The organism is Microbacterium sp. (assembly GCF_049661145.1).
Classification (GTDB): domain Bacteria; phylum Actinomycetota; class Actinomycetes; order Actinomycetales; family Microbacteriaceae; genus Microbacterium.
In genome coordinates this window covers 1-13652 of the sequence record NZ_JBASZT010000191.1, presented here as the reverse complement: position 1 = coordinate 13652, position 13652 = coordinate 1, and the positions used below count along the sequence as shown (strand labels likewise).

Below are 13652 nucleotides of genomic sequence, written 5' to 3'. Positions count from 1 at the left end.
TGCTGGGGCTGCTCTCGCCGCCGCCGGAGCAGGCGGACAGGGCGAGGGCAACCGCGACGGCGCCCGCGACGAGCGCCAGTGGTTTGTGCAGTGACATGGTCATCCTTCGGGTTGAGTGATTTCGGGGCGCGCGTCGGCGTCGGCCGCCGACGGCGTGCGATCGGTGGCGGTGCGGGATGGAGCAGCGGATGCCGGCGATGGAACGGCCGTGCCCGGCCGTCGCTGGGTGCGACGGCGCCGAGCGCGGTTGCCCGGGAGGCCGCTTTCCTCCCGGGGCGAGAACTGGAGCTGCAGACCGTCCGCGAGCAGGTTCCACGCGGCGGACAGCAGCACGATGACGAACGCGGGCGCGATCAGCAGGAGCGGATCGGTCTGCAGGAACCGCTGCGATTCGACGATCATCCGGCCCGCCGACGGGCTCGGGGGCTGAACGCCCTGGCCGAGGTAGCTGAGCGCGGCCTCCAGCAGCACGACGGACGACGCCGCCGCCGCGAACTGGATCAGCAGCGGCGTGAGGACGTTGGGCAGCAGGTGCGTGACGGTGATGCGGAGCGGGTGGATGCCGCTGAGCTGGGCGGCGACGACGAAGTCGCGGTGCCGCAGGCTGAGCACGGGCGCGCGGACCACCCGCGCGAACGTCGGCGCGAGCACGATACCGAGGGCCAGGATCATCGGCATGGCCCCCGGGCCGAGGATGACGCGCACGATCAGGGCCATGAGGATCGCGGGGATCGCGAGGAGGACGTCCGCCGAGCGCATGATGATCGCGTCGGTGACGCCTCCGGCGTAACCGGCTGCCAGACCGAAGGCTCCGCCGAGTACAGCTCCGAGGAGCGCCGCGCTTCCGGAGATGGCGAGCGTCGTGCTCGCCGCGATCGCGAGCCGGGTGAAGGTGTCGCGGCCGAGGTGGTCGGTCCCGAGGAGATGCTTGGTGCTCGGCCCGAGGAAGGCCGCTCCGCTGGCGGCCATGGGGTCGTACGGCGGCCAGAGCGTCACGACGACCGAGAGCAGCACGATGGCCGAAAGCAGCGCCGCGCCGATCACGAGCGACGGAATGATGCGACGACGGGTGCCGGTCATTTCTTCCCCACTCTCACTCGTGGGTCGATCAACGGGTGGATCAGGTCGACCGCGAGGTTGATGACGACGTAGACGGCGCCGAGCAGGAGGATGGCCCCTTGTGTGGTCGGGTAGTCCGACGAGCTGACCGCGGTGATCAGCGCCCCGCCGATCCCCGGAATGGCGAAGACCTGCTCGGTGACGATGACGCCGCCCACCAGGCCGGCCAGCTCGACACCGACGATCGTCACGACGGGGATCAGCGCGTTGGGCACGGCGTGACGGTGAACGAGCGCGCCGGCCGGCACGCCCTTCGCGCGGGCGGTGCGGATGTAGTCCTGCGAGAACGTGTCCAGCAGCGAGCCGCGCGTGTACCTCATGATCAGCGCGCCCAACGGCAGCGCGAGCAGAATCGCCGGGACGATCATCACCTGCAGGTTGCGCAGCGGATCGGCGGCGAAGGGGACGAAACCGATGAGCGGGAGCTTCGCGGTGCGCGCGTTGAGCAGGATGACGAGCAGACCGAGCAGGAACGGTGGGATGGCGAGCAGGGCGAACGACACGCCGCGGGCGAGCCCGTCCGCGGTGCGTCCCGCCCGGCGCGCCGACCAGATGCCGGCGGGGATGCCGAGTGCCAGCGCGATCACGGTCGCCATCACGGCCAGCTGGATGCTCACCGGCATCCGATCCGCCAGCAGCGAGGTCACCGAGACCGGTCGCGTGAGGCTCATGCCGAAGTCTCCCGTCAGCACGCCGCCGATCCAGGTGACGTACTGCAGGACGGGCGGCTGGTCCAGCCCGAGTTGTGATCGGATGGCCGCGATCTGCTCGGGGTCGGGATTGCTCGGGTCCACGAACGCGGCGACCGGGTCGCCCGGGATCAGCCGGACCATCGAGAACACCAGCACCGACAGCACGAACAGGACGACGACGGCACCGCCGAGCCGGCCCAGGATGTACCGGATCATGGTGCGCCGCCCGTCCGGGTCGTCGGGGCCGACACGACGTTGCGCGGCTCGTCGCCGGCGAGCAGTCGGCGCAGCTGGTCGAAGACGAGTCGAGCGATGTTCTCCGCCATGAGGTCGGTGTTGCCGCCGACGTGAGGCGTGATGAGAGCTGCGGGCGCCGACCACAGCGGGTGATCGTCCGGGAGCGGCTCGGGATCGGTCACATCGAGGCCGGCGCGCAGACGTCCGCTCATCACCTCGGTCGTGAGGGCATCCGTGTCGACGACGGCGCCCCGGCCGACGTTCACGACGCCCGCGCCGTCGGGGAGGGCCGCCAGGAGCCCGGCGTCGACGAGGCCCGCCGTCCGTTCGGTCAGCGGCAGGGTCACCACGAGTGCGTCCGCGGTCGGCAGCAGGTCCGCCAGCTCGGCGACGGCGTGCAGCACGGTGCCGTCCGGGGTGATGCGCGCGGTCTGGACGACGGGGGCCACGTCCGCATCGAACGCGGCGAGAAGCCGGTGGACGGCGGCGCCGATGCCGCCGTGCCCGAGCAGGACGACGCGCTTGCCGGCCAGGCCGGGCGTGCGGTGGTTCTGCCAGGTGCGGGCGCGGGCGAAGAAGGGGAGATCGCGCTGCAGCGCCAGGAGCAGCGCGACGGCCAGCTCGGCCGTCTGGGTCTCCATGACCCCGGCCGCGTTGCACAGGACGGTGCCGGGCGGAACGAGCTTGGCGATGCCCTCGTAGCCGATCGAGACCGTCTGCAGCACACCGATGCCGTGCGCGGCCTCGATCGAGGCGCCGATCGCGGTCACGCTCGCGTACGGCGCGGGAACCTCGTCCGAAAGGGAATGGAAAGGGAGGACGACGAGGTCGAGGTCGGCGCGTTCGGGTGCTTCGCCGCGCAGGCTCCAGTCGATCAGCTCGACCTCGCCGCGGGAGAGCTCCGCCTGTGCGAGCTGTGCGACGCGCTCGCGGAGCCAGGGATACGGGAGCGTCGCGATCAATGCCATTGCAGCTCACCGTCCACCATGGTGGCGACGACCGGGACGTCGCGGATCCGCTCCGGTGCCACGGATTCCGGGTGCGTGTCGAGGAGGACGAGGTCGGCGAGGTACCCCCGGCGCAGTCGGCCCAGCCGATCCGCCATCCCGGCCACCCACGCGCCGTCGACGGTCCACGTCTCGATCGCACGGGGGAGCCCGATCCGCTCGGACGGCGTCGTGACGGTGCCGCGCGCGGAGGTGCGGCGAACGAGCGACCGGATGCCTTCGAGGGGGGATCCGAGCAGCGGCCGATCGGTGCTGGAGACCAGTCGTGCACCGGCCGCCTCCAGGCTCCGCCACCGGTACATCCAGCTCTCCCGCTGCGGGCCGAGCATGTCGAGGTACTCCTCGAGGGAGTTGTAGATGAAGCATGGCTGCACGACGGCGGCGACCCCGAGCCGGCCGAGGGCCTCGGCCTGATCGGGCCGCACCACCGAGGCGTGTTCGATGCGGTGCGGGAACCGGCGGCGCGGGGCGATGCGCGCACACTCCTCCAGCGCCGCGATCGCGACGTCGATGGACGCATCGCCGATCGCGTGGATCGCCAGCTGCCACCCGGCCGTGTGGGCGTCCACGATCCGCTCCGTGAACGTCTCGGCATCCTCGATCAGCCAGCCGCGTCCCTCCCCGTCGAGATAGTCCTCGGTCAGGGCGGCCGAGTGCACCATGAGCCCGCCGTCCAGCTGCACTTTGGCGGCGCCGACGCGCAGCATGTCGTCGCCGAGCCCGGTGGCGATGCCCCATGGGATCCCTCGCGAGAAGCCGTCCGTCCGGGCGACCTGCTGCGGCGAGAGGTCGAGCAGTTCGGGCATGACCTGCACGCGCACGGGAAGCTCGCCGGCATCGCGGAGCTCCTGATAGGCGAGGATGTCGACACCGCTCATGCCTCCCAGGCGCAGTCCCACCCCGGCATCCATCGCCATGGTGACGCCTTCGCGACGCATCGCGGCGGCCGCCGCCACGATCGCCTCCTTGATCCGGTCGAGGGGATAGGGGAACAGCTGGCTGCGGAGGTGGGCGAGGTCGGCTTCTTCGAGCAGACCGGACTCCACCCGCGGGTTCTCCCGCACGGACGGCGGGATCTGAGCGAGCACAGCGGGCGAGACGACTCCCGCGTGCCCGGAGATGTGCCGGACGTAGACGCGGCGTCCGGGTGCGGCCGTCTCCAGCTCCTGCGCGGTCAGGTGGGAGCCCAGCAGACTGTGCTCGTACCCGCCGACCTCGATCCAGTCGTCGGCGCCGGTGTCCGTGACCGCCGCGGCGATGCGCGCCAGCGCCGCCGCCCGGTCGGTGAGCCCGCCGATGTCGACGGATCGGAGCCGCTGACCCGTGAGAGCCAGGTGGGTGTGGGAATCGATGAAGCCCGGCAGCACGGTGGCGCCGTGCGCATCCACCTCCTCCGTCGCGACCAGTCCGTCGAGATCCTCGTCGAGGCCGACGATGCGTCCCCGCCAGATGCCCAGGTCGCGCGCACGCGGGCGGGCGGCGTCGAGGGTCCGGATGTCCGCATTGCGGATGATGGTGTCGAGCTTCATGGCTTATCCTCGTGGTGCGGGCACGCGTGCGGCATCTCGGGCTGTTCCTGCATGCGCAACGCGGCCTCCATCTGCTCGGCCACGACGACGTCGTCTTCCCGGCCGGAGGTGCGCAGCGCGGCCGCAGCTCCCCGGCGGTCGGCGACGGAGCGGTTCTGTCCGAGCTTCGCTTTCGCCTGCACGGACGCCCCGCGCAGCCGGAACCCGATGATCCGGGGGAGCAGTTCCGCCATGCGGGCGAAGGCGGTGTCATCCGGCTGCCAGGGATGCTCCTTCGGCACGTGAGTATGCGCCTCCAGTCGTGCGGCCAGGTCGAGCAGGTGCGCGGTCAGCTCCGCCTCGTCGAGCGGCTCGCAGCGCCCCTCGACGTGGACGACGGAGAAGTTGTACGTGGGAAGGCCCGGATCCGCGTACCAGTTCGGGCTCACGTAGGCCGACTCGCCCTGGAACACCGCCGTCAGCGGGCCGCCCGCCGCAATGGCGCGCGCGACCGGATCGGCGATCGGCACATGGCCCAGCAGCACCATCTCGTCCTCCCAGCTCTCCAGCACCAACGGCATGTGCCCCACCCGGACGGGATCGCCGACGACCAGCGTCGCGAGGGGATGCTCGGCCACGAGGGCCGCGATCGCAGCGCGATGCCTGATCTCGAAATTCGGGTTGACCCACATACACTGTCCTAGTACAGTCTGAAACTGTGTTACTTCACAGTTTGTCGGGTCCAGTTTCATCACAGGCGGTGGCGGACGCAATTTTCAGCGCGATCCGTAACGGAGAGTTAACAGAAGGGGCACATTTGCCCTCCGTCCGGGGACTCGCCGCGGACGTCGGCGTCAGCCCCGGAACGGTCGCGTTGGCCTACCGCATGCTGCGCGAGCGTGGCGTCATCCGCACGTCCCACGGCAAGCGTGCGCAGGTGTCAGCGCGGCCCCCGGTTCCGCGTGCGAGTCTGACGATGCAGTTGCCCGACGGCGTCCGGGATCTGACCGCGATGGAGCCGGATCCCGAACTCCTCCCCGACGTGGGCGCGGTTCTCACCCCCGACACTTACCGGCCCACGCTGTATCGCGAGAGCAACGTCGCGGCGGAGCTGCGGGCGCAGCTGGCGGTCGACTTCGAGAGGGACGGGATCCGCGGCGAGCTGACGGTCACCAACGGCGCCCTCGATTTCATGGAACGGCTGCTCAAGGCGCGGTTGCGACCGGGCGAGGTCGTCCTGGTCGAGGACCCGATGTGGACGTCGACCCTCTCGTTGCTGCGCACGCTCGGACTGGAGATCGTGGGCGTCGCGATCGACGACGAGGGCATGCGGCCGGACGCGTTGCGAGAGACCTTGGCGAAGCGGCATGCGTCGGCTCTGCTGATCACTCCGAGAGCGCAGAACCCCTCGGGAAGTGCGCTCAGCGCGCAGCGCGCGGCCGCGCTGCGCGACGTCATCGCCGCATATCCGGAGTTGCTCGTCATCGAGGACGATCACGCGAGCCTCATCGCGGGCGCGGCCTTCCACTCGCTGACCGCCGGGCGCGAGCACTGGGCCGTCGTCAGATCCATGGGCAAGGCACTGGGCCCCGATCTGCGCGTCGCCGTCGCCGCGAGCGATCCCGGCTCCGCGGGTGCCGTGCAGGGCCGGCAGCTGATCGGACCGGGATGGGTGAGCCACTTCGTGCAGCGCGTCGTGGCCGCACTGCTGGCGTCGCCGGAGGCGCGGAATCAGATCGCGGACGCCGCGGAGATCTATGCGCAGCGTCGGCGAGCACTGCTGGCGGCGCTCGCCGACAGGGGGATCGAAGCTCGCGGCGCGAGCGGTTTCAGCATCATGGTTCCGGTGCCGGACGAGAGCGCGGTCGTCGCCAATCTCGCGCTGCGAGGTTGGGGAGTGCGCGGCGGCGAGGGATTCCGGATGTCGGAGCGTCCCTTCGTCCGCGTGTGCACGGCGACGCTGCAGCCCGCGGAGTCCGTGCTCTTCGCCGACGCGCTCGCCGAGGTACTGCGTGCCCGGGCGGGGCACCGGGAGTAGGTGCTGCGCTCGGGACCCGAGCCCGGGTCCGGCGCCGGGGGCGGGGGCGCCGAGTCGGCCGGTTTGTGCCGAGCCGGCCGGTTGCTGCGCGTCCGTAACCGGCAGAGTCGGCAGCAAGCGGCGGAGTCGGCAGCAACCGGCGCGGGCGCGGTCGCGGTGCCGGGCCGGCGCTGCGCTCGGGAAGGGAGCTCTAGACCAGCCCCAGGTCGAGAAGCGAGCGAGCCGTGTCGACGACGACCTGTTCGGACGGGCGCGGCTCCCAGCCGAGGACCGATCGGGCGGCGGCGGTCGAGTAGGAGTATCGGCGACCGAGCATCGGCACGAGCCCGCGAAGCTCGGGCCGGAACCAGGATGCCGCGCGCACGAGGACATCGGGCAGCTCCCGCGGCGCAGACTTCACGTGGTCGGGGAAGTGCTCGTGGAGTACGCGCCCGACGTCTTGCATCGTGAGCAGGTCGCTCACCACGATGAAGCGCTGCCCGGCCGCCGCGGGAGTGTCCAGCGCGAGCAGGTGGGCTTTCGCGACGTCGCGTACGTCCACGATGCGCAGACCGATGTGAGGAACGCGTGCCATCCCGGTCATCATCCTGGCGATGATCCCGACCGAACCGACGGTATCGCGGCTGAGGAGAGGCCCGAAGATCGCGCCCGGGAGGATCGTCGTGAGGGTCGTACCCGTCTGACCTGCCATGAAGTCCCACGCCGCCCGTTCGGCGAGCGCCTTCGACCGGCGGTAGGCGTCGAGATCGGACTGCTCGGGATCGGTCCACAGCGACTCGTCGAACTCGCCCGCCGCGCCTGGCGGCGGGGTCGCGGCGGCGCCGCTGGAGGTCATCACGACCCGCGGGATGCCGGCGTCAACGGCGGCGCGCAGCACGCGCAGCGTGCCGTCCTTCGCGGCGGCGGTCAGGGCCTGCTCGGTCTCGCCGGACGCGCCGAGCGGCGATGCGATGTGCAGGACGGCGTCGACGCCGGTCATGGTGCTCGGCCACCCGGCATCCGCGGTCAGATCCGCGACAACGACCTCGAGGCGATCCGGCGCATCGGCGAACTGCGTCCGCACGCGTGCCGCGCTCGCATCGCTGCGTACCGTCGCGCGGACGGTGTCACCGCGCTCGAGAAGCTGGGCGATGGCCCAGCTGGCGACGAACCCTGAGCCTCCCGTCACGAGCACCTTCATGATCGTTCCTTTCGCTCGGCGGATTTCATTAGCCGAATGGCTAACGATACCATGAGGACGTGGCGAAGCGATCGGAGCAGGCGGCGCGGACCCGCCAGCGGGTGCTCGACACGGCGCGGGGCCTGTTCTTCACGCGCGGGTACGCGGCGACGAGCCTGCAGGACATCGCGGACGAGATGGGCGTCGTCAAGGCGAACGTCTACTACTACTTCCGCACCAAGGAGTCGATCGTCGGCGAGTTGCTGACCGAGCGGATCCGCGAGCTCGAGGCGCTGCTGGACGACGTCGCGCGCGTCGACGACGCGCAAGAACGGGCCGAGCGGCTGATTGTCGGCTACATCGAGCAGGTGGTCATCGCGCACCGGTCGTTGGCCCCCATCGACTTCCGGGACCCCGCGGTCACGAGCCTTCCCGACATCGCCGGCCGGCTCGACGTGCTGACCGACCGCGCCGCCGCCGTGCTCTTCGGGGATCGGCCCACCCCGCAGCAGAGCGCGCGTCTGGCCCTGGTCCTGGACCTCAAGCCGGCGCTGCGTGAACTGTCGGCGCTTTCGGACGACGACGTGCGTGCCGCGCTCGAGTCGCTGTGCCGCACCCTGCTGGCGGTCGGGTAGTTCGCAGGCCGGACCGGGTCCACGGAGAGATATCTCCAAGTGCTTGACGTGCGAGGAGATCGAGAACATAATCACCTCAGTAGATAAATCGATTTATCACAAGGGGGTGATCGATATGGTGCGAGCCCGCATCTCGGATGTCGCCGTAGCCGCCGGAGTGTCGGTCACCACCGTTTCACTCGTGCTCAACGACGTGGAGTCGCGGATCTCCGAAGAGACCCGCAACCGCGTACGAGAGGCTGCTGCCACCGTGGGTTACGCGCCCAGCGCGGTCGCCCGCGGCCTTCGGCAGCAGCGCATGCGCACTGTCGGCATCATCTCCGACCAGATCGCCACCACCCCTTACGCGGGGCGCATGCTCGCCGGAGCGCAGGACGTGGCTCGCGACAACGGCAAGCTCGTCATCCTCGTCGACACGGGTGGAATGGCCGACATCGAGCAGGACGCGATCCGCGCTCTCGCGAGTCAGCAGGTCGATGCGACCATCTACGCCGCGATGTGGCACCGGGTCGTCGAGGTTCCCGACGGACTTCCCGCCGACACCGTCTTCCTGGACTGCCGTCCCCGCACGCCCGGCTTCCGCAGCGTCGTCCCGGACGACCGGGCGGGCGGCGTGGCAGCCACCCGCGAACTGATCGCCGCGGGGCATCGACGTATCGCCTTCATCGACACCGAGTTGTCCCCGCAGCGGCCCATCGCCGCCGATCTCCGTCACGCCGGCTACGTCGAGGCGTTGTCGGATGCGGGGATCGTTCCGGATGCCGCGCTGCACGTGCACGGCGAGATCACCGCCGGCGGCGGCCGCGCCGCCACCGAACGGCTCTTGGATCTGCCGGTCGAGGTGCGCCCGACGGGCCTGTTCTGCTTCAACGACCGCATGGCGGCCGGCGCCTACATTGCCGTCCACCGCCGTGGCCTGCGCATCCCGCAGGACATTTCGATCATCGGCTACGACGACCAGCAGCTCGTCGCGGCCGAACAAGACCCCCCACTGACCACCGTGGCGCTGCCCCATTACGCGATGGGTCGCTGGGCCATGGAGGTCGCGCTCGGCGTCCGCGCGACCGCTTTCTCAGGCGCGCTGCCGCGCCCTGGGACAAGGGAACCTGAGCACGGAGGCGACACCTCCGCATCGGGGGAAGAGGACGCCAACCACCAGATGGAGTGTCCCGTCATCCGACGAGACTCCGTGGGTCCGCCGCCGGCGCAAGTCGCCAAACCGAACCGGCGACGGACTTCACAACACACCGAGCGGCCGCCGTCGGCGGCCCCCGATCGGTGATCGACGCAGGCTTCGATCACCAGACAAGGAAACCACAATGAAGCGCACATCCGTCGCGGCTCTCGCCGCCACGGGACTGATCGGTGTGCTCGCGCTGAGCGGCTGCGGTCAGGCCGGGCAGGGTGACAGCACGACCGAGGACGGTCGCACGAAGATCACCATGTGGACGCACTCCGCGGGCAACCCCGCCGAACTCGAGGTCTACAAGCAGATCATCTCCGACTTCAACGCCTCACAGGACGAGTACGAGGTTGTCGAGGAGTCCTTCCCGCAGGGTGCCTACAACGACGCCGTCGTCGCGGCAGCGGCATCCGGAGACCTGCCCTGCCTGCTGGATCTGGACGGCCCGATCATGCCCAACTGGGCGTGGGCCGGCTACCTCCAGCCGCTGGGCATCTCCTCCTCGATCACAGACTCGCTCCTGCCGACCGCGGTCGGCACATGGGACGGCGAGATCTACTCGGCCGGATACTGGGATGCCGCGCTGTCGATCTTCGCGCGGAAGTCCGTGCTGGAGGCGAACGGCATCCGCGTCCCCACCGTCGACGAGCCGTGGACCGAGGACGAGTTCGCCGGCGTGCTGGCCACGCTCAAGGCCGCCGGCTACGACACACCGATCGACATCGGGGCCGAAGACACCGGGGAATGGTGGCCGTACGCCTATTCGCCGTTCCTGCAGAGCTTCGGCGGCGACCTCATCGACCGCGACACGATGCTCTCCGCCGAGGGTGCCCTCAACGGCGACGACGCGATCGCCTGGGGGACCTGGTTCCAGAACCTGTTCAAGGACGGCTACGCGAACGCGGACGGCACGATCGGCAACCAGGAGTTCGTCGACGACCAGGTCGCGCTGAGCTACACGGGAGTCTGGAACGCGCTGGCTGCGGTCGATGCGATCGGCGACGACCTGCTCATCCTGCCTCCGCCGGACCTCGGCACCGGTCCGAAGATCGGCGGCGGCTCGTGGCAGTGGGCGATCTCGAAGGAGTGCAACAGCGCCGAGGGTGCCCGCGCGTACCTCGAGTTCAGCTTCGCCGACGAGTACGTCACCCAGTTCGCCGACAACCAGATCGTGATCCCCGCGACCGAGTCGGCCGCCGCGGACTCGAAGTACTTCGGCGAGGCGGGCGTCCTCCGTCCATTCGTGGAGCTGTCTCAGAAGTTCGCCGTGCTGCGTCCCGAGACGCCCGCCTATGCCGTGATCTCGAGCACGTTCGAGACTGCGGCGAAGGACATCATGAACGGTGCCGACGTGGCGTCGACGCTCGACCAGGCCGTCACCGAGATCGACGCGAACATCGCGTCGAACGACGGATACGGCTTCCAGTGATCCGCCGAGCGGGCGGGGGCTTCCCCCGCCCGCTCCATTACCGGAAGAGTTGTCATGACTGTCACCCCTGCAACCGCGGCCGCGGGCAAGCCCCGGCGTGCGATGCGCCGCTTCCGCTCGACCCGAGGTCGGGAGACCTGGGCGGGCGTCGCGATGATCGCGCCGGCCGGCATCCTGCTGCTGCTGTTCCTCGTCATCCCCGTCCTGCTCGCCTTCGGGCTGTCGTTCACCAACGCGCGTCTGATCTCGCCGAACCCGCCACGCTTCGTCGGCCTCGACAACTTCGCGCGCGCGTTCGGAACCGACCCGATGTTCCTGCAATCGGCGTGGAACACCTTCATGTTCGCGCTCGTCGTCGTTCCCGTGCAGGCCGGTCTCGGTCTGCTGCTGGCGGTGCTCGTGAACAGGCGGATGCGGGCCGTCACCGCCTTCCGCGTGATCTTCTTCATCCCGGTCGTCACCTCGATCGTCGTGGTGTCGATCCTGTGGAAGTTCATGTACCAGAAGAACGGGCTGATCAACTCGTTCATCGACTCGATCACCTTCGGTGCGTGGCAGAGCGTGGACTGGCTCAACAACCCGCGCACGGCTCTTCCCGCGATCATCGTGCTGTCGATCTGGCAGGCGGTCGGGTTCCACATGATCATCTGGCTCTCGGGACTGCAGACTATTCCCGAAGAGCTCTACGAGGCCGCGAAGATGGACGGCGCGAGCCCGTGGCGACAGTTCACGAGCGTGACCTGGCCGGGACTTCGGCCGACCATGGTGTTCGTCCTCGTTACCATCACGATCGCCGCTCTCGGTCTGTTCGTACAGGTCGACGTCATGACGCAGGGCGGCCCGACCGGTGCGACGTCGACGATCGTCTTCCACGCCGTCCGCAAGGGCTACGAACAGCAGGAGATCGGCTACGCCGCCGCGATCTCGTTGATCTTCTTCGTCGCGGTGCTCATCATCGCGCTCATCCAGCGCCGCCTGACGCGAGACAAGGACTAACCCATGACCGCCACACTCACCCCCGCAGCACAGGCGGGCACGCCCGCGCCGACGCCGCACCGTGAAACGAGTCTGAGCCGACGGCGCCGCATCGGTTCGGTCGTCTACTACATCGTCATGTGCGCCTTCGGGGTGGTGTTCCTGTTCCCGCTGGTGTTCATGTTCGTCTCGAGCCTCAAGCCCGACAGCCAGATCCTCCAGGACGTCGATTCGCCCGCGGCGTTCCTCCCCGTCGGCGACATCAGCCTCGACAACTACTTCGGGGTGTTCGACAGAGTGCCCGTCTGGCAGTTCCTCTTCAACTCCGTTCTCGTGACGGTGCTCACCGTCGGCCTCGGACTCATCGTCAACTCGATGGCGGGCTTCGCGCTGTCGCGCCTGCGGTGGAAGGGGCGCTTGGTGGTGATGGCGCTCATCATCGCGACGCTCATCGTCCCGTTCGAGACGATCGCCGTGCCGATGGTCTACTGGGTCTCGCAACTGCCCACGCTCGTGTTCGAAGGGGGGATGCTGAAGTACGACTTCGGCTGGTTGAACACTTATCAGGTGCAGATCGTGCCTTTCATCGCCAACGCGTTCTCGATCTTTCTGTTCGCGCAGTACTTCTCGACGATTCCGGCATCCCTCGACGAGGCCGCCCGCATCGACGGCGCGAGCTGGTTCGGGATCTACCGCCGCATCATCGTCCCGCTCTCGGGGCCGGCGTTCGCGACGGTCGCGATCCTCACGTTCCTGCCCGCCTGGAACCAGTACCTCTGGCCGCTCATGGTCGTGCAGAAAGAGGGGCTGCGCCCCGTCATGGTCGGCATGCAGTACTTCTTCCAACTGAACACGGCGTGGGGCGAGGTCATGGCATATACGTCGCTGATCACCCTCCCGGTGCTGATCGTGTTCCTCGTGTTCCAGCGCGCCTTCGTCAGCAGCATCGCCGCCAGCGGGGTGAAGGGATGACCTTCGATCTCGCCGGCTCGTGGGTGTGGGACTTCTGGTTCGCCGACGACGGTGACACGTACCACCTCTTCTTCCTCTACGCGTCTCGCGCGTTGCACGACCCCGACGCGCGTCACTACCGCGCCTCCATCGGGCACGCCGTCTCGGACGACCTCGTCACCTGGACCCCGGTGGCCGACGCGCTCGTGCGCGGCGACGCGGGAGCCTTCGACGACCTCGCCACGTGGACCGGATCGATCGTGCGGGACGAGGCGGGGCTCTGGTACCTGTTCTACACCGGGTCCAGCCTCGCGGCCGGCGGCAAGAACGTCCAGCGCATCGGCTACGCGACCTCGTCCGATCTGCTGGTCTGGCACAAGGCGCCAACCCCCGTGCTGGCCGCTGCGGCGCCCTGGTACGAGACGCTGGACAGCGGCGCCTGGCACGACGAGGCCTTCCGCGATCCCTGGGTGTTCGCCGATCCCGGTGGGGACGGCTGGCACATGCTCGTCACCGCCCGGGCGCCGGAGGGCCCGATCGACGGACGTGGCGTGATCGGCCACGGCTGGTCGCCGGATCTTCGCACCTGGGAGCTGCGTCCGCCGCTGACGGCGCCCAGCGAGCGCGGCTTCGGCCAGCTCGAGGTCACCCAGGTCGAGGTCGTGGACGGCCGGCCCGTCCTCCTGTTCTCGTGCCTCGCGGAGCACGCGACCTCGGCG

Annotated in this window: 13 protein-coding genes; 7 read left to right on the top strand and 6 right to left on the bottom strand. The window is 69.4% G+C overall.

Going from position 1 to position 13652, the window contains the following annotated elements; genetic code table 11:
- Positions 1-99 precede the first annotated feature (99 nt).
- Genes WBP48_RS08285 through WBP48_RS08265 form a run of 5 tightly spaced genes read right to left on the bottom strand, consistent with a single transcriptional unit; the run spans position 100 to position 5255 of the window.
- Positions 100-1080: an ABC transporter permease gene (locus tag WBP48_RS08285; RefSeq protein WP_424438822.1), complete on the bottom strand. Its 981-nt coding sequence runs from the start codon at positions 1078-1080 to the stop codon at positions 100-102.
- A complete protein-coding gene (locus tag WBP48_RS08280; RefSeq protein WP_424438819.1) occupies positions 1077-2027 on the bottom strand; it encodes an ABC transporter permease in 951 nt (316 codons plus the stop codon). Before WBP48_RS08280 ends, WBP48_RS08285 begins: the two co-directional genes overlap by 4 nt.
- A complete protein-coding gene (locus WBP48_RS08275) occupies positions 2024-3016 on the bottom strand; it encodes an NAD(P)-dependent oxidoreductase (RefSeq protein ID WP_424438816.1) in 993 nt (330 codons plus the stop codon). The genes WBP48_RS08280 and WBP48_RS08275 overlap by 4 nt, the downstream gene beginning before the upstream one ends.
- On the bottom strand, positions 3007-4584 hold the full coding sequence (locus tag WBP48_RS08270; protein WP_424438813.1) for an amidohydrolase: 1578 nt from the start codon (positions 4582-4584) through the stop codon (positions 3007-3009). Before WBP48_RS08270 ends, WBP48_RS08275 begins: the two co-directional genes overlap by 10 nt.
- A complete protein-coding gene (locus WBP48_RS08265) occupies positions 4581-5255 on the bottom strand; it encodes an FMN-binding negative transcriptional regulator (protein ID WP_424438810.1) in 675 nt (224 codons plus the stop codon). The genes WBP48_RS08270 and WBP48_RS08265 overlap by 4 nt, the downstream gene beginning before the upstream one ends.
- Before the next feature lie 26 nt (positions 5256-5281).
- Between WBP48_RS08265 and WBP48_RS08260 the strand changes: the two genes are divergently transcribed.
- A complete protein-coding gene (locus tag WBP48_RS08260; RefSeq protein ID WP_424438807.1) occupies positions 5282-6601 on the top strand; it encodes an aminotransferase class I/II-fold pyridoxal phosphate-dependent enzyme in 1320 nt (439 codons plus the stop codon).
- A gap of 190 nt (positions 6602-6791) precedes the next feature.
- Here WBP48_RS08260 and WBP48_RS08255 read toward each other — a convergent pair whose 3' ends face one another.
- Positions 6792-7781 (bottom strand): NAD-dependent epimerase/dehydratase family protein, encoded by a 990-nt coding sequence (locus WBP48_RS08255; RefSeq protein ID WP_424438804.1) that lies wholly within the window; start codon positions 7779-7781, stop codon positions 6792-6794.
- Between the two features lie 59 nt (positions 7782-7840).
- Between WBP48_RS08255 and WBP48_RS08250 the strand changes: the two genes are divergently transcribed.
- The 6 genes from WBP48_RS08250 to WBP48_RS08225 all read left to right on the top strand — a co-directional run.
- Positions 7841-8395, top strand: coding sequence for a TetR/AcrR family transcriptional regulator (locus WBP48_RS08250; RefSeq protein ID WP_424438801.1), 555 nt, complete (start codon positions 7841-7843; stop codon positions 8393-8395).
- Between the two features lie 115 nt (positions 8396-8510).
- Positions 8511-9677, top strand: coding sequence for a LacI family DNA-binding transcriptional regulator (locus WBP48_RS08245; protein WP_424438825.1), 1167 nt, complete (start codon positions 8511-8513; stop codon positions 9675-9677).
- A gap of 37 nt (positions 9678-9714) precedes the next feature.
- Positions 9715-11007 carry a sugar ABC transporter substrate-binding protein gene (locus tag WBP48_RS08240; protein ID WP_424438798.1) on the top strand — a complete coding sequence of 431 codons (1293 nt, stop codon included), beginning with the start codon at positions 9715-9717 and terminating at the stop codon, positions 11005-11007.
- 54 nt (positions 11008-11061) lie between these two features.
- On the top strand, positions 11062-12003 hold the full coding sequence (locus tag WBP48_RS08235) for a carbohydrate ABC transporter permease (protein WP_424438795.1): 942 nt from the start codon (positions 11062-11064) through the stop codon (positions 12001-12003).
- Positions 12004-12006: 3 nt separating this feature from the next.
- The gene (locus WBP48_RS08230) at positions 12007-12954 is read left to right on the top strand and encodes a carbohydrate ABC transporter permease (protein ID WP_424438792.1); all 948 of its coding nucleotides are present in this window, start codon (positions 12007-12009) and stop codon (positions 12952-12954) included.
- Positions 12951-13652 (top strand): glycosyl hydrolase family 32 (locus WBP48_RS08225; protein WP_424438789.1); only part of this gene is annotated, 702 nt, incomplete at its 3' end. The genes WBP48_RS08230 and WBP48_RS08225, both read left to right, overlap by 4 nt.